At 38.2% G+C, this 17,797-nt stretch carries 10 protein-coding genes; all 10 read left to right on the top strand.

Annotated elements, in window-relative coordinates:
• Positions 1-167 precede the first annotated feature (167 nt).
• The 10 genes from K7G79_RS13985 (at position 168) to K7G79_RS13940 (ending at position 17,645) form a co-directional block, all read left to right on the top strand.
• Entirely contained in the window at positions 168-857 is a 690-nt protein-coding gene (locus tag K7G79_RS13985) for an SGNH/GDSL hydrolase family protein (protein ID WP_223552221.1), read from the top strand.
• A gap of 100 nt (positions 858-957) precedes the next feature.
• Positions 958-2,829 (top strand): right-handed parallel beta-helix repeat-containing protein, encoded by a 1,872-nt coding sequence (locus K7G79_RS13980; RefSeq protein ID WP_223552220.1) that lies wholly within the window; start codon positions 958-960, stop codon positions 2,827-2,829.
• A gap of 108 nt (positions 2,830-2,937) precedes the next feature.
• The gene (locus K7G79_RS13975) at positions 2,938-3,639 is read left to right on the top strand and encodes an SGNH/GDSL hydrolase family protein (RefSeq protein ID WP_223552219.1); all 702 of its coding nucleotides are present in this window, start codon (positions 2,938-2,940) and stop codon (positions 3,637-3,639) included.
• 13 nt (positions 3,640-3,652) lie between these two features.
• Complete coding sequence (locus tag K7G79_RS13970; RefSeq protein ID WP_223552218.1) at positions 3,653-5,785, top strand: hypothetical protein; 2,133 nt, start codon at positions 3,653-3,655, stop codon at positions 5,783-5,785.
• Positions 5,786-5,963: 178 nt separating this feature from the next.
• Positions 5,964-8,138, top strand: a complete 2,175-nt coding sequence (locus K7G79_RS13965) for a hypothetical protein (protein WP_223552217.1) — start codon at positions 5,964-5,966, stop codon at positions 8,136-8,138.
• A 41-nt stretch (positions 8,139-8,179) separates the two neighbouring features.
• Entirely contained in the window at positions 8,180-9,355 is a 1,176-nt protein-coding gene (locus K7G79_RS13960) for an AGE family epimerase/isomerase (RefSeq protein WP_223552216.1), read from the top strand.
• Between the two features lie 4 nt (positions 9,356-9,359).
• Positions 9,360-10,784 (top strand): sugar porter family MFS transporter, encoded by a 1,425-nt coding sequence (locus K7G79_RS13955; protein ID WP_255575996.1) that lies wholly within the window; start codon positions 9,360-9,362, stop codon positions 10,782-10,784.
• 183 nt (positions 10,785-10,967) lie between these two features.
• On the top strand, positions 10,968-13,385 hold the full coding sequence (locus tag K7G79_RS13950) for a discoidin domain-containing protein (protein ID WP_223552214.1): 2,418 nt from the start codon (positions 10,968-10,970) through the stop codon (positions 13,383-13,385).
• A gap of 200 nt (positions 13,386-13,585) precedes the next feature.
• Positions 13,586-15,484, top strand: a complete 1,899-nt coding sequence (locus K7G79_RS13945) for a hypothetical protein (protein WP_223552213.1) — start codon at positions 13,586-13,588, stop codon at positions 15,482-15,484.
• A 22-nt stretch (positions 15,485-15,506) separates the two neighbouring features.
• Entirely contained in the window at positions 15,507-17,645 is a 2,139-nt protein-coding gene (locus tag K7G79_RS13940) for a right-handed parallel beta-helix repeat-containing protein (protein ID WP_223552212.1), read from the top strand.
• Positions 17,646-17,797: the final 152 nt, after the last annotated feature.

Genomic DNA, 17,797 nt, shown 5'->3' with positions numbered 1-17,797 from the left:
CGGCAACCGATATTGAATTTCCTGCAACAGATAAGGTGCGTTTAAAAATCGAAAATGCCTTGGCATGCCCTTTAATAAGTACTTTTAGTGTGATTGGCAAATAAAGGTAGTGCTTAAAAGAGGGTCAACTTATTAAAATTATTATTGAATGAGTTAATTAATACATTATGAAGAATAAATTCTTACTGCTTTTTTTAACAGTTATTTTAATATATAGCTGTGCAGAGCAGACCCGTAACCCAAATGGAGAAAAAATTAATGAAAATACAGAATGGACACATACGTGGATTGTAAATACCAACGATACACTTAAGCCTAAGGTATTGATAATAGGCGATTCGCATGTGGAAAGATATTATCCTGTTGTGGCCCGGAATCTTGGTGACAGTGTAAGCTGCAGCAAATTTACAAGCTCAAAAAGCCTGGGAGACCCTGTTTTTATTAAGCAACTTGAGTCGGTTTTAATGATAAATGAGTTTGATATCATAGCGTTCAACAATGGCCTACACGGAGCAGATTACAATATTGAACAGTATGCCGGTTACATTCCGGTGGTTTATGAATTATTGAAGAAAAATGCAAAGCAATCTGTTATTTGGGTGAATAATACTGCCATAAGAGAAAAGAACAACATTGAAGCATTTGCAGACAGGAACAAACAAATTATTGAACGCAATAGCTTCATTTCGGAATTTACAAAAGAGAACAATATTAAACTAGTTGATTTTTATTCAGCTACAGCTAATAATATAGACTATTATAATAATGATGGGATACATTTTAATAATGAAGGGGTTGCTAAAGAAGCAACCCTTTTAACCGAAAGAGTTTTTCAGATTTTAAGGAAAGAGCATTAAAGTTTTGTTAGATAAATTTGGGCTTTTTGGGTTATTTTTTTCTCAAAACTAAAATTAATATGCTTTTTTATATTTGAATTTAAAAGAAATATTGGAACACATGAAATTAAAAATACTAATCATATTAGTTCTGTTTTCAACACTAGTTTCAGCACACGAATACCATGTTTCAAAAAAAGGTAATGATGAAAACTTAGGTAATGAGAGCGCACCATTCTTAACCATCCAAAAGGCTGCTAGCATGGCAATGCCTGGCGATACAATTACAGTTCATAAGGGAATTTACCGTGAATGGGTGAATCCTCCTCGTGGGGGTGATTCAGATAGCGGGAGAATTGTATATCGTGCAGCAAAGGGCGATAAGGTAGAGATAAAAGGTTCGGAGCAAATAAATAACTGGACTAAATTTGAGGGGAATGTTTGGAAGGTCACTATTCCAAATACGTTTTTTGGAAATTATAATCCTTATAAAGATAAAATAAAAGGTGATTGGTTTTGGGACAATGGCAGAGTTCATCATACTGGCGAAGTATATTTGAATGGAAAATCATTGTGGGAAATGGAAATGCTTGAAAAGGTTTTGAATCCGCAACCAGTAATAGAAGCTCATGATTCAGAAGGCTCAATTTATACATGGTATTGCGAAGTCGACAAGGTCAATACCCATATATACGCCAATTTTCAAGAATCTAACCCCAATGAGGAATTAGTAGAAATTAATGTGCGTAAAGCTTGTTTTTATCCAATCGAAAATTACATCAATTACATTACAGTTAGTGGTTTTCAAATGAGCCAGGCTGCTACACCGTGGGCACCGCCTACTGCCGAACAAATAGGATTAGTTGGTACCAACTGGAGTAAAGGCTGGATAATAGAGAACAACATAATCAGTAATTCAAAATGCTCAGGAATTACCTTGGGTAAACATGGCGATGAATTTGATAACACCTCTGAGAATTCGGCAGAGGGTTATGTTGAAACCATTAAGCGCGCTCTTGCACGCGGTTGGAATAAAGAAAAAATAGGGTCGCATATTATTCGTAACAATGTCATTTCTGACTGCGAACAAACCGGAATTTGTGGCAGCATGGGAGGCATTTTCAGTATAATTGAAAACAACCATATCTCCAGAATTTACACAAAACGAATGTGGTCCGGAGCTGAAATGGGGGGTATAAAAATTCATGCTTCCATTGATATGCTTATTCAAAATAATCACATTTCGCATTGTGACCGTGGTTTATGGCTCGACTGGATGAGCCAGGGATGCAGGGTTAGGAGAAATCTTTTTCACCACAATACCAGGCAAGATCTATTTGTAGAAGTAAATCACGGACCGTTTCTTGTTGATAATAATATTATGTTGTCGGATATGGCCATTCGCGATATGTCGCAAGGTGGTGCTTATGTGCACAACCTGTTAGTTGGCAATATAGAAGTAATACCTGTGCCTGACAGAGAAACACCATACCATTTTCCACATCAAACTAAGCTGGCGGGATTACAAGCAACCAAATGTGGAGACAATCGTTTTTACAACAATATTTTTGTTGGCGGTGCTACTGGAAGTAAAAACAGTTGTTCTGGATTAGGAGCCTACAAAAATACCGAATTGCCAATGTGGGTTAATGGCAATGTTTATTTGAATCGGGCAGAACCTTTTGATGCAGAATCTAATAAATTGGTATTAGATTATAATCCTGAAATAACAATAAAAGAGACAGGAGAAGGTTTATTGCTCTCAATGAATATAAACAAGAAAATCATTAAGATGCAAAATAGTGTTGTGAACACTACCTTATTGGGAAAAGCATTAATTCCGGATTTGCAATTTGTTAATGCAGATGACTCACCTTTACAAATTGGGCAAGACTTCTTTGGAAATGGCAGATGTGAAAAAAATCCTACTGCAGGGCCATTTGAAGACCTAAATAAAGGCACTATTTCTTATGTGTTTTATAACAAACTATAAAAAAAATAAACGAGCATTTAAATTTTAATTATCCAAATTGACTCACAAGAGGATGAACAAATTTATTTGAGAGTTCCATTTGACCACTTAAAAAATAAAATTTAAAAGATGAAAAATACAATTGGCCTATTGTTTTTGTGTTGCGTCATGTTTAGCTGTACAAGCTCAAATAGTGAACATAATGGAGAGGTGAAAAATGAAAATACCGAATGGTCACGTACATGGCTTGTAAATACTAATGATACGATTCTACCAAAAGTTCTTATAGTAGGAGACTCTCATGTTGAAAGATACTATGAAGTTATAGCAAAGAAAATAGGCGATAAGGTTAGTTGTAGCAAATTTACTACTTCTAAAAGCCTTGGTGATCCGGTTTTTATTAAACAATTAGAATCAGTACTCACCATCAATAATTTCGACATAATCACATTTAATAACGGGTTGCATGGTGGTGATTATAGTATCGAGGAATATGGAACCCATGTGAGTATTGTAAATGAATTATTAAAACAAAATGCTAAAGATGCCGTGGTTTGGGTTAATATAACTGCCATACGAGAAAAAAATAATTTGTCACAGTTTGCTAAACGAAATGATCAAATTATTGAGAGGAATAAGTTCTTATTTGAGTTTACTCAAAAAAATAATGTTCCATTAATTGATTTTTATTCAGAGACTGCTGATGAATTAAAATATTATAGCAACGATGGCATACATTTTAATGATACGGGTGTTGCTAAGGAAGCCGATTTAATTACAGAGTACATCCATAATATTCTAATCTCACAAAAGTTTAGTGAAGCAAAATAAACAGAACACATCTATGAAAATACAAGTAATTTTATTTCTCGTATTATGCCTATACGCTTGCTCTCGCGGGCCAGAGAAGGCATCAATGGTTACCTCACAAACTGATCCGGTTAGCGCATTTGCTCATGAAGAATTGATGCATTTGACCGAAAAAAGCGGTAGTTTCATTTTTGTCGATAGCTCGTGTATAAATGAAGCAAATTGGTTATTCCATTTTGAAAAAGATACAAGCATGGCACCATACCAATTTGCATATTCAAGCAACGAAAAAAAAGGGAAAAACCATGTTGTATTCAAAGGGGCAAATGCTACTACACAGCTACATGCTCTTTATAGCTTTTTAGAAAAAGGAGGTTATCGATTTGAAATCACTGGACCCAAGCTAAAAAACGGTTTAATACTTGACTCATTAAAAAATCAAGAGGAAACTATTCTACCTACTGTAAAGAAGCGTGGCATCCGTCAGCATATTAATTTTCCAATGGATGTGTCGGCATGGACAGAACATGAAGCCATAGAGTATATTCATAACCTTGCCAGGATGAAATTTAATTACATGACTTTTCATAGTTATCCCGGACAATGGTATGAAGTGAATCGTAAGGATACAACTGAATATGCCGGGCATTTCTTCTATGGGAAAACACATTTTATTCCAGACAATGACCAGATTAAACTAATGGCAACGAATGAAAAATATTTTTGTATTCCTGAAATAGAGCAAGTGTATGAAGATAAAGCCGAAAAGAGTAAGCAAGCAATGCAATGGTTGCATAAGATTATGTCTGAAACTAAAAGATCCGGGATGCAACTACAGTTTTCATTTGAACCTCGCAGTACAGATGTTGAGGTAGGTAAGACTGTGGAAACAGTGAAAGCCATTTTGAAGGAATACCCAATGATTGATGCTTTAGAGTTTATCACTGAAGAAGCTGGTGGATGGGGAGCATATACAACCAGAAGGCAAACCGAGGAGATGATTCGTCAACACTATGGGGATAGATATTGGCAAGATGATATTGTAATGAATCCAATTAGGGAAGAGCAGACCGACTTGGCTTATATATATGGCCAGGTAGGACATAGTGCTAAAGTCATCGATCATCTGAAGAATAACAACATCATAAATGATGCATTAAGTGCAAAAATTGGTGTCTATTGTGCAATACCTGACTACGCTAAAGCTGCCTATTATTTAGCACGTCAAAATGCACCTGATATTGAAGTTGCAATATTATCAGGACATCAAAGCTCAAGAGTAAAAAACAATGTGCCAAAAATTATACGTGATACGGACTGGAATCAATCAGTTATTTATTCATGGATAGAATTTGATGGGATGATGTTTCTTCAACAAAACGGTGTTAGTGGTATTATGTCAACAATAGACTATGCCAGTAAGCAATCATCTGATGGCACCGTTAATGCAATTTTGTATAATCATTGGCGTACTGCTGAAAATTATATAACAGCAAGGTATGCATCTGAGTCGGCCATCAAGGGTGCAATAAAACCAAGTGATTTTTACGATGATTTTGCTTCTTTCTACGAAATAAAGCCCAGAGAAAAATTTATACTTGCCATGGAAGCTTTGGATCAAGTTGATATTTATGGTACTGATAGTCTTGGAAACTTTGGCTTTTGTTGGGAAGGACGATGGAGAAATGGTTTTCCGGTGACGAGTTACAAATTATCACGATTGAAAAAGCTGTATGATGGTTATGAAGTTGTAAGGCAACATTTAAAAGAGTGTGCCGATGCTACAATAAGTGAGGTTGGCAAAAATCAATTATCATTTTTAGATAACAGGTTAATGGCAACATTACTATATATTAAGGCATTTCAAAAAGCGTGGGAACTAGATAAATTTGATACTGCCAATGAATTATCGGAAAAGGATAAACGCGCATATGTTAACATTTGTAATGAGGTGTTAGCAATTTTTGATCAATTTATTACGATTTATTCGCAACAAAATGTAGATAGAGGTTGCGTTGGTAACCTGGTCAGTTTATGGTATGGTCCAATAAGAGGTGTAAAAATACTGAGGCAAAAACATGGAGATGTGCCTTTAACAGAATCAATACCTTCTGATACGCCTATTGACGAACCTCCGTTACCAATCGTTAATGTAACATATAATTAGGTAGATGTTTCAGAGAACGTGTTCAAAGAGTGATATAACTTTATTAACATAGGTATTGGAGTTGTAAACACCACTGGTTTTGTTGATAAAGTATAGTTAAAATGAAATAATAAAACCATAATAACTTATAAAAATTAGCTTAATAATGATAAATAAATGTATTAATATAACCAATGGTATGCATAAAGCATCAGGTTTAATAATCCTGGTTCTGTTATGGCTGATAGCCATTTCCTGCAAAGGAAAGTCAGCAGTTATGAATGGTATAATTGAAGAGCCGAACAGAAGTAATACGGTTAGTATATGCTGTGATGAAAACAACGATTTGTACCAGTTGTTAAAGACCCGGGAACAGAACTGCCAGCGTTATGATGATATTGCTGAGGCCCTGAAGGCCAGCCCGGGCAATGAAACCCTTTTGGTATTGGCAAAAGATTATCCGGCTAAAAAAACAATGCTTCCTGCCGATTTTTATACAAAGGCCAAAGAAAAGAATCTAAAGGTTTTTGTGGAGTTCCCTGACCGTTTACCATCGGGAGAAACCGGAGAAATCAAGTCGACAGAAAAAGAAAGGATTGTTGTTGCCTCAACGTTTCTGGGTAAAGAACACAATTTGAGCATCGTTGATGCTGGTCTATATTCGTATGTTAACGTACCCGATAGGGAGTGTCACCTGAAAGGAGCCAAAGTGGCCGGTTTTAAAGTGGCCATTTATGGTTTAGACGATACACCTAACTTTCCGGTGCTTTTTGAAGATGATGGTGTATTAATATCAACAACAAAGCTAAGTGATTTTTTAAAAGGTCGTTATGCGCCTTACGACAATTGCAGAAATGTCTTAGAGGGCATTTTTTCGCTTCTTTCCATTGGTATGGATAAAGAAGATGTCCAATGGGAACCTTTGGTAAAGCCGGCCTATGGTCCAGAGGATGTCCTGACGGTCAATGCTTACCAAAATGCAATTGAGCGCGGTGCAGCCTGGTATGAAAAATCACGGTTTTTGATTCATCCTGATTGGAAGGATACCTGGAAACAAATTAATATACAGAAATTACCAGTTGGTCCACCCATGGATTTATCCTTACCCTCCGGAGATGGTTCGCTAGGCATCATGGAAGGGCACTATTCATGGATTAACCCGGATGGAAGTCAGCAGTACCGTTACTGGTTACGGGGCGATTGTGTGGCCGAGTCTGCCATGACCTATGCTATGGCAAACAATATTAAAGGAAATCCACAATATCAGGATGTTGCTACCAACCTGATGAACTTCCTGTTTAATACAAACACTTTTAAAACAGTAAGCAGCAAAGATCCGGCAAAATCTTCCTATGGGTTGATAGGCTGGGCTGATACGCATACTAACCGTTATTATGGCGATGATAACGCCCGAATAATTCTTGGAACCATTTTGGCCTCAATTACGATGGAGAATAGTACTTGGGACAAACAGATAACAGAATTGATCCTGGCTAATTTTCGTACTTCCGGTAAAAAGGGATTCCGAAGTGGAGCCCTAATGGGTGAAAACATAGACCAGCTTACCTGGCAGGTGTTAATGGAAAGAGACCTGGAGAACATAGCCCCGCATTATGAATCGTGGCTTTGGGCCACATATCTCTGGTTGTATGATAAAACGGGTTACAAACCACTATTAGACAAAGCCAAAACAGCGATAAAAATTACGATGGATAACTACCCGGCAAACTGGCTATGGGCCAATGGCCTTCAGCAGGAGCGGGCTAGGATGATACTGCCCCTGTCGTGGCTGGTACGAACTGAAGATACATCTCAGCATAGAGCATGGTTGAAGCAAATATGTGACGATTTATTAACAAATCAGGTGGCTTGCGGCGCCCTGCAGGAAGAATTGGGTATAGGTGGCAATGGTAAGTACGGGGCTCCCAAAAGCAATGACCATTACGGCTCAACCGAAGCACCACTTATTCAGTTTAACGGGGAACCGGTGGCTGACATGCTTTATACTACCAACTTTGCTTTTTTTGCACTGAATGAAGCGGCAAGGGCAACGGGTGAAACAAAATATTTGGAAGCAGTGGATAAGCTGGCTGATTTTTTGGTTCGTATCCAAACCACCACCAATGGACGTGCCGATCTTGATGGTTGTTGGTTCCGGGCTTTCGATTACGAAAACTGGGAGTATTATGGTTCTAATGCCGACCACGGTTGGGGAGCCTGGGGAACGCTTACCGGTTGGACGCAGAGTTTTATTACAACAACGCTTGCTCTGAAGTTAAAAGATACAAGCTTCTGGGATATCACGAAACAATCGACCATCGGCAGCAATATGGATGAAATCTGGAACCAAATGTTACCGGGAGTGGAACACTAATGAATAGGAAGTACAAAGTTTAAAACAATATTAAGCAAACAATGAATATTGAAGAATATGCTGTTTTATATAAAAGCACACTATTAGAAAACGTTCTTCCGTTTTGGGAGAACCACTCTCTTGATCTTAAACATGGTGGTTATTTTACTTGCCTCGACAGGGAAGGTAAAGTGTATGATACCGATAAGTTTATCTGGCTTCAGTGTCGTCAGGTGTGGCTGTTTTCAATGCTGTATAATAATATGGAGGCCAAACAGGAATGGTTGGAAATAGCAGAACATGGTGCCCATTTTCTAATGAATAATGGAATGGACAAGGAGGGCAACTGGTATTTTTCACTTACCAAAGAGGGCGAACCCCTTGTTCAACCCTACAACATTTTTTCGGATTGTTTTGCGGCTATGGCTTTTGCACAGTTGGGGAAAGCCTCAGGAAATGAAGCGTACAGTAACTTGGCGAAAAAAACATTTCTGAATATCCTTGGCAGAAAGGAAAATCCGAAAGGAAAGTATGATAAATCATTCCCGGGAACACGTCCGGCTAAAGGTTTTGCCCTGCCTATGATTTTATCAAATCTGGTAATGGAATTGGAGCATGTGTTGGATGCTTCGCTGGTAAATGAAACCATAGCGTTTGCTACCAAAGAAGTGATGGATGTATTCTACCGAAAAGAGCATGGTCTAATTGTGGAAACAGTGGCGACCAACGGTAGCTTTATGGATACTTTTGATGGGCGACTTGTTAATCCCGGTCACGGATTGGAGGCTATGTGGTTTATGATGGATATTGGCAGGCGTAACGGAGATGATAAGCTGATAGAAAAGACCATTGATATTTCGTTTAATATTCTCGATTTTGGTTGGGACCAGAAGTACGGTGGCATCTTTTATTTTAAAGACCTGTTGGGCAACCCGCCTGACCGCCTTGATTGGGACCAAAAATTATGGTGGGTACACCAGGAGGCTATTTTAGCTATGTTAAAAGGCTATGCTAACACCGGAAATAAAAAATGCTGGGAGTGGTTCAGGAAACTTCATGATTATACCTGGGAACACTTTGCCGATAAGGAGTACGGTGAGTGGTATGGCTACCTGAACCGACAAGGTGAGGTATTGCTGCCCTTAAAGGGAGGAAAGTGGAAAGGGTGTTTTCATACTCCCCGTTTCTTATATCAAGGTTGGAAGACATTGAATCAAATTGATAAAAATAACAAATAAGAATATGCAGCTTACAACCGCTTACTCAGAAAAGGGGAATAAACGCTTCCTGGCACTAATATGTTTTGTGGCCTCATTGGGTGGTGTGCTTTTTGGCTTTGATACAGCCGTTATTTCCGGAACGTTTACTTTTGTTGAAAGCTATTTTTCGCTCAGTAAAATTGAAGTGGGCTGGTTTGCCAGTTCGGCACTGGTAGGTGCCATCGCAGGTGCTGCCATCGCGGGCGCTTTAAGTGACAAGTACGGCAGAAAACCCGTTCTAATGGTGGCTGCTTTGTTGTTTTTTGTTTCTGCTTTTGGTTCGGCCATTCCTCAACACTTCGTAGCTCTTATTTTTGCCAGGCTCATTGGCGGCATTGGTGTTGGTATAGCCTCAGTATTGGCACCTTTGTATATTTCAGAGGTTGCACCACCAAAAATCAGGGGCAGGCTCGTTGCCTTATATCAGCTTTCCATAGTAATAGGCATTCTTTTGGCATACTTCTCTAATTGGTGGCTCTTAAATATTTCACACAATAATGACCTACCTGCAACTGTTGCAACCGGCATATTTCATAAATATCTGGTTGCTGATGTATGGCGTGGCATGTTTGGCTCTGAAATGATTCCTTCCGGGCTCTTTATTCTTTTGTTGTTTTTAATTCCTGAAAGTCCTCGCTGGCTTATAAAGAATGGTCTCCATGATAAAGGCTATGCTATCCTTCTAAGAATAAGTGGAGTTAAAATTGCTAATACTGAATTGGAAGAAATCCGCCAAACCGATAATCATGTAAAAGGAAAAATAAGTGAATTAATCAAACCCGGTTTGCGCCTTGCTTTAATTGTAGGTGTAGGCTTATCTGTTTTTGGACAATTTACGGGCGTAAACATTATTGTTTATTATGGCCCTACCATACTTGAAAGTGCCGGTTTTAAACTGGACAGTGCCCTTCAGTTTCAGGTGGCAATAGGGATCATCAACCTGATTTTTACCATTATTGCTCTTTGGAAGATAGATAGTTGGGGGCGCCGTCCTCTTCTTATATGGGGTATGGCATCTGTCTTCGTTTCATTATTCATCATTGCAACACAATTCTTGATAGGGCAAACTTCGGGTATTTGGATTGTGATAATGTTGAGCGTCTATATGGCAAGTCTTGCAATTTCAATCAATGCTGTTATTTGGGTGTTAATTGGTGAGATATTTCCAACCCGTATCAGGGGAAGGGCCATGTCGATAGCCACCTTTGTCAACTGGGGAATCAATTTCCTGACAGCATTTGTGTTTCCCTGGTATGTTGCCAAAATAGGAATGGCGGCCGGATTTTTCACCTTTGCGGCGATGTGCCTGTTGGCAACAATGTTCTTTTATAGATATGTACCTGAAACCAGGGGAAAAAGTCTGGAGGAGATAGAAGAGTTTTGGAAAGCTAAGAATAATAATATTTGAGGAGTAGAATGAAAATTTGTTCAATTTATTAAATGAATTATCTTTGATTTGGCAGAACAGTACAGAACAGTGCTTTATTGCCGAGATATAGATTGAAGAGTGTCAAGGTGTTGAATATAAAGGGGGTTAGTCCTGTTTTGTTAGTCAATTAATTGTGTAATAATTTTTCAAAAATAAATAGCTATGTTAATAAAAGAAATTCCAAATGGTCTACTAAAAATAGTGCTTGTTTCCTTTTTGGCATTTAGTGTATTGGCCTGCGATACTTTGAATGTTGTAAAAGAAAGAGGCAATGAATTTAAGGGGTATGAAATATTTGTAAATATTGAGGGGGACGACACAGCTGATGGATTAAGCCCTGAAACAGCTCTTAAAACAATTGAAGGAGCAAGAAACCTAATTCGCAGAAATGGTCTGAACAAGAATATGAAAGCCGATATATGTGTTTATATAGCACCTGGGCGTTATCAATTAGATAAAACTCTACGATTCGATGCTGAAGACTCAGGCTCAAATGGATACAATGTGGTTTATCGAAACTTAGAAGATGAAAAACCGGTCATGTGCGGTGGACGAACGGTGAAGAATTGGGAAAAAGTGACTGGAACAGATTATTACGTTGCTGATGTTTCAGAGGATTTGGGTTATGCTGGCTACTTTAAACAGCTCTACGTAAATGGTATTCGCGCACAGCAGGCTATTTCAAATAAGCCTTTTCGAGCAATAAGTGCACCTAAGTTTGGTGATATACAGAAAGGGGACGTTCGTTCTGCCATTAGTAAGCACCCTACAAGGCATTGGTGGAATGATCCGGAAACAGAACAAGAACTAGATGGTATTGAGTTTAGTAAACAGGACTTGCATAAGTCATATTCGAATGTTAATGATCTAAGTATACATGCTCTTCTGGTGTTTAAAATGCTTCAAATCCCGGTAGAAGAAATTATGGAAACAGATAGTTCCTATATTTTTCGTTTATCTAATTCCGATTTTCAATGGTGGACAACATGGCAGGATGCGTCAGGGGCGATGGGGCATTTCATCGTTAATGCTATTGAGGAGCTTGATGAGCCAGGTGAGTGGTGTTTAAATACAACTGAGGATAAAATATACTACATGCCTCATTCATGGGAAAATATAAATGAGGCAGATGTTTATGTTCCTGTGTTAGAGAGGTTGGTGGATTTTAGAGGAACCTATGCGGCAAGAATTAAAAACATAGTATTTGATGGTTTAGTTTTTCAGCATGGTAACTGGTTGTATCCTGAAAAGCATCTTTTAGGCAGATCACAGGCAGAAATAACCGGTCGTTACGACAGTGAAGTTCCTGGTCAGATAATACTGAACTATGCCGATGATGTGCAGATCAAAAACTCGGTATTTCGTCACTTGGGATCATGCGGTATTCAGCCATACGAGGGCACTATGCGTATCCGAATTGAGGGTAATTACTTTTATGATTTGAGTGCAGCAGCCGTTAGTACTGGAAAATGGTACACGGATAAATTGCTTTGCCCAGACAGTACGATTTGTAAACATACCCTCATCAGGAATAATGTAGTTAGAAATATTGGACGTGATTATTACCAGGCCAGTGCAATAAACACCTTTGCGGCCTATGATGTTATTATCGAGAATAATGATATTTCTGACATTGCCTATGCCGGTATCCATGCGCGTATAGGAGATAAACCTACACACCATACAGGTATTGGACGTTTGACTTATCGCCGGAACCTGCTTTCACGTTCTTCGTCTATGCACAAGTGGGGAATTCGTGATGGGGGAACTCTATATACTCATGGCTATTATCCTAATTGCCTGGTTGAAGAGAATTATGTGGTGTATACCAGTCAAAATGTGATGGATGTTTATTATGCAGATAACTGGAGTAATGATTCACGATGGCAGAATAATGTAAGTAAAGATTCTCATGCTGAGCATGTATGCAGAGCCTGGATGTCAAGTTCCGATAGGGTGATTTTTGATAATAATTATGGCGATGCTCCATGTCCGAGTGCTGGTGGAGCTCAACTAATTAACTACCATTATATTGAAAATGAACAGTGGCCGGATTCTGCCATAAGCATTATGAATAATGCCGGATTAGAAAAGGACTATCAGGATATGGCAACGCATGCATATGGACATGAAAGCTTGTTAAAAAATAAGCCAGTTATAGTGTCGTCTGAGAAAGATGAAAATATTGCGGAATATGGTAATGACAATAATTGGGAAACGTATTGGCATACGGCATCTGGCACAAATGGAAATGCCTGGTATCAAGTGGATATGGAGGATGCGTATGTTCTGGAAAAACTGGTGATAATCCCTGTTAAAGATCGCTTTGAATCCACATCCCGCTCCAATTATGAAGTTCAGGCTTCAAATGATTCTTCCTTTAAAGATTACACTGTATTGGCTGCGAAAAACGAGGTGGTAGCCTATTATAAAACCGATACCAAATGTAGTAATATGTGGGAAGTGTTTTTAAATGAACCTCAGCCATTTCGTTATCTGAGGATTGTTGCTAAGAATAAAACAGCCTCATTTAGTTTTGCTGAATTTGAAGCTTTTGGATATAAGAAAGTTGCAGAATAAGAGAATATGTTTGGCTGTTAGGAGATGTGCGCTTTTATATGATGAAGAAAATGACATAAATAATATTCAGAAATAGTGACATATAGTAATATTTATGTGAAATGCATAATCTAGTGATGGTGGAACACGTCTTACAATGTTAATGTATATATCATATTAATGTAACATGGGGTTCAATAAACCAGACGGAATATAAGTAAATGAGAGACAAATATAGGAGCCGATACAGGCGTCATCAGGAGAACAATTGGAAATATAATATTCTAGGAATTAGTAAAATGAAAAAACAATCAGGATTAAAAATAATTGCTTACGCATGTATTGCTATTTGTGAATTGGCATGTTCTTATCCAACAACTCATAATAAGGTAGATGGACAGGTTGCTGCAGAGTTTGTTCTTGATATGGTTCATAACAACCCGGGAGAAGCGCCCACGGTTTCAATGTATACGAATCCTGCCTTTGTCAAATCCAGAGGGTATAATGGAATGGGTACGCAATGGTATGTAAATTGTGCGATTACCTATGATAATTTTGAAGAGGGCATTGTACCCGAAGGCAGTGAAGAGCGAAACTGGATTGAAGCAAGAGCTGCAATGATCGATCAAAAATTAAAGGATTGTGATGCTGCCGGAATTGATGTGTTTGCTTTTACCGATATTTTTGTAGCTCCGCAGTCTCTCTGGAAAAAGTACGGACAAGCCATGGGGCAGGAAGAAACTGACCTGCATGGTTATGGAGGTGCTGTAAAAAATGTGCGCAAGCCTAATATACAGAATGAAATCATTCAAAAGCTGGTGAAGGCTCAAATCGATGGCATCTTCGAACGTTTCCCTTCACTTGATGGTCTGGTGCTTCGTTTTGGAGAAACTTATTTGCACGATACGCCTTTCCATATGGGTGGAAAACCTGTGCGGCAGGGAGAAGAAGGTATAAGTGACCATGTTAAATTACTGAACATACTGCGTGAGGAGTTATGTGTAAAGAGAAACAAAAAGCTTTTTTACCGAACCTGGGATTTTGGCTGGTTTCATACCGAACCAGAGGTTTATTTAGCGATAACCGATCAGGTTGAACCACACGAAAACCTGGTGTTTTCCATTAAACATACTAAAGGTGATTTTCTGCGTACATTCCCTTTTAATCCGACTTTAGGAATTGGTAAGCACCCTCAAATTGTTGAAGTACAATGTCAGCGTGAATACGAAGGAAAAGGAGCGCATCCAAACTACATTGCTGAAGCTGTTATCAATGGGTTTGAAGAATATGAGGACCTGGAAGGGCATAAATGTCTTGATGACTTAAAGGTAAACCCCAATTTTAAAGGAGTATGGACATGGTCGCGTGGTGGTGGTTGGAAGGGGCCATACATCAAAAATGAACTTTGGTGCGACCTGAATGCATATGTACTAAGCCAATGGGCGAAAGACATGAATATTGACGAGGCAACTATATTTAAAAATTATTGTCAGGATCTTGGTTTGTCGTCAAAGGATACTAAAAACTTTAGGCAGATTGCTATGCTTTCAAATAGAGGTGTTTTTTATGGCAGAAGCAGTAAAATAACTAAAATAAATCCTTGGTGGATTCGCGATCAGTTTATGGGGGGGCTAACAATTCCCGAATTTAACAATCATAATGATGAGGCCTGGGGTAAAACCAATAAGGAGTTTAATCATATTGTAGAGAATAATTTGACAGACGCTATTTTGGAAGAAAAGGCTGAGGCTGTTAAAATCTGGAAAGAAATTGAACAGTTGGCCAATCACTTTGATTCTGGAGATGAGTATTTTATTGACTATTTGAAAGTTTCATGTACTTATGGGCGAATAAAATATGAAATTATTCAGCAGGCATGGATCATTATGCTTAAAGGATTACAGGGAGATAAAACTGGAAACTACGATTCTGGCAGTATTAGAGATGCCTTTATTCAATATGAACGACTTTGGGTTGAATTCAGAGAACTAAAGGATAACAATACACAGTGTGCATCGCTCTACCTTCCGTTTAGTTTTAATAATCTTTATAAAGAGTTGCATAGTGATGAGGGGATGGATAAGGCTGTTAAAAAATATGTAGAAATAATAAGCAAGTAAACTCTTCGACAAATATTTACAAATGAAAATAAATATAACATATATACTACTGCTCTTAATTGTTTGGTTTTCTGGGAATAATGCTAATATCTATGGTCAAACAGAAGATAAACAAATAAGGTTCTTTGTTGCGCCTGATGGTAATGACCTAAATCCTGGTACAAAAGAAAAACCATTGGCAACCTTAACTGGAGCCAGAAATGCTGTTAGGGCTTACAGGCAAAATCATGATCTAAACTTATTGATTGAGGTTGTTATTCGTGATGGAATGTATGAGATGAAGGAACCATTCGTGTTACAACCAGAAGACGGTGGCACCATGCTGCATCCGATAGTATATAGGGCCGAACAAGGCAGTAAGCCTGTATTTAGCGGGGGCAAGAAAATTTGCGGATTTCGGGTCAATAAGAATGGAGCATGGGTAACGAACATTCCAGAGTGTTTATATTACAATTGGAGGTTTGATCAATTGTATGTAAATGGAAGAAGAGCTGTTTTAGCACGCACGCCTAATAGCGGTTATTTACAGATTGATGAAGTTAAACAGAATATCTGGTATCATGGTAAGGGGCGTGTCGCAGAGAAAGCTCAGCAGATATTTTCTTTTGATACGACCAACTTTATGCCTCTTAAGGATATAACCGATCAGGAATTACAAGATGTGCGCTTTAGAGCATATCATAAGTGGGATTTTACTTTACGCTTTATAGATCAGATAGATAGGGATAGTGCTAAAATCTACACAACAGGAAAAGGTATGAAGCCATGGAATCCAATAAAAAGTGGAGGGCGAATTGTATTTGAAAATTATGCCGCTGCACTGGATCAAGTAGGAGAATGGTTTTTAAATCAAAATGGCCAATTACAATACCTGCCATTACCCGGTGAAACACCAGAGAATTCTGAGGTAGTTGCTCCTGCGCTTGAACGATTAATATCAATAGAAGGCGATGCATCCAAAAATCAGTTTGTTGAGAACATAAAGTTTGAAGGTATTACTTTCTCTCATTGTCATTATAGAATGCCAAGCACTGGATCCGAACCAAATCAGGCCGCAGCCCTAATTGATGCCGCAGTCATGTTGCAAGGAGCTAAAAACATAGCATTCATCAATTGTGAGATTTCTCAAACAGGTCAGCATGGTTTGTGGTTTGGAAAGGGGTGTAGTGACAGTAAGGTAGAGCATTGTTATTTAAATGATTTAGGTGGAGGAGGTATTTATCTTGGTGATTTTTCATCTCAGGAAGGAATTAATCATACTCACAATATCAGGTTGCACAATAATATTATTCAAACAGGAGGTCAAGAGTTTCCAGCAGCTGTTGGGGTGTGGATTGGACACAGTTCCGATAATGAAGTATCGCATAATGATATTAGCAATTTCTATTATACCGGAATATCTGTTGGTTGGGTATGGGGATATGCCGAAAGTACTGCCAAAAGAAATATCATCAAATACAATAAAATTCACCACATTGGTTGGGCATTGTTGAGCGATATGGCAGCTGTTTATACACTTGGCAAATCCGAAGGAACAGTTATTAGTAATAATGTGGTGCATCATATACATGCATATTCGTATGGTGGTTGGGGACTATATACAGATGAGGGATCTTCTGACATTGTTATGGAAAACAATTTGGTATACTCGACTAAAACAGGTGGTTTTCATCAGCATTTTGGAAAAAACAATATTATCCGTAATAATATATTCGCTTTTGCAAAGCAGTTTCAATTGCAGTGTACAAGGGTCGAAGAGCACCGTTCATTTAGGTTTAATAACAACATTGTTGTGTTCGATGAAGGTGTTGTTTTGGAAGGTTCCTGGGATAAAATAAATATTCAAATGGACAACAACTTATATTGGAATACTGCAGGCAAAAAATATACATATAATGGAAAGTCTTTTGTTAAATGGAAAGAAACAGGACATGACAAACATAGTATTATTGCAGATCCATACTTTAAAAATGCTAAAGGCTACGACTTCAAAATAAAGAGTAAACGCAATGTAAAGCGTATTGGTTTTGAGCCATTTGATTATTTATCAGCAGGTGTTTATGGAGATGATCAATGGATAGAGAAGGCGCAGTTGCCTGAGGCTATTGTTAAAGCTTTTGATAAAGAAGTAGAATTGAACACTAATACAGTTAAAAATTAAACTACTACCGTCTATAAGCCGGTATCAAACACTTGCAATCGGAAACCATCAACAGGTTGTAGAGGTTCAATGTCAGCGAGAGTATGAAGGGAAGCAGGCTCATCCCAATTACATTGCAAAAGGTGTGATTGAAGGTTTTGAAGAGTATGATT

Origin of the sequence: Aestuariivivens sp. NBU2969 (assembly GCF_019931125.1) — a bacterium.
In the GTDB taxonomy this organism is placed as follows: domain Bacteria; phylum Bacteroidota; class Bacteroidia; order Flavobacteriales; family Flavobacteriaceae; genus Aestuariivivens; species Aestuariivivens marinum.
Note: the sequence above shows the minus strand (reverse complement) of the source record. Positions and strands in the feature narration are given on the sequence as shown.

What these genes read in the sequence shown, in the direction of transcription:
- K7G79_RS13985 (WP_223552221.1), top strand. Translation starts at nt 168, where the DNA reads ATGAAGAATAAATTCTTACTGCTTTTTTTAACAGTTATTTTAATATAT.
- K7G79_RS13980 (WP_223552220.1), top strand. Translation starts at nt 958, where the DNA reads ATGAAATTAAAAATACTAATCATATTAGTTCTGTTTTCAACACTAGTT.
- K7G79_RS13975 (WP_223552219.1), top strand. Translation starts at nt 2,938, where the DNA reads ATGAAAAATACAATTGGCCTATTGTTTTTGTGTTGCGTCATGTTTAGC.
- K7G79_RS13970 (WP_223552218.1), top strand. Translation starts at nt 3,653, where the DNA reads ATGAAAATACAAGTAATTTTATTTCTCGTATTATGCCTATACGCTTGC.
- K7G79_RS13965 (WP_223552217.1), top strand. Translation starts at nt 5,964, where the DNA reads ATGCATAAAGCATCAGGTTTAATAATCCTGGTTCTGTTATGGCTGATA.
- K7G79_RS13960 (WP_223552216.1), top strand. Translation starts at nt 8,180, where the DNA reads ATGAATATTGAAGAATATGCTGTTTTATATAAAAGCACACTATTAGAA.
- K7G79_RS13955 (WP_255575996.1), top strand. Translation starts at nt 9,360, where the DNA reads ATGCAGCTTACAACCGCTTACTCAGAAAAGGGGAATAAACGCTTCCTG.
- K7G79_RS13950 (WP_223552214.1), top strand. Translation starts at nt 10,968, where the DNA reads ATGTTAATAAAAGAAATTCCAAATGGTCTACTAAAAATAGTGCTTGTT.
- K7G79_RS13945 (WP_223552213.1), top strand. Translation starts at nt 13,586, where the DNA reads ATGAGAGACAAATATAGGAGCCGATACAGGCGTCATCAGGAGAACAAT.
- K7G79_RS13940 (WP_223552212.1), top strand. Translation starts at nt 15,507, where the DNA reads ATGAAAATAAATATAACATATATACTACTGCTCTTAATTGTTTGGTTT.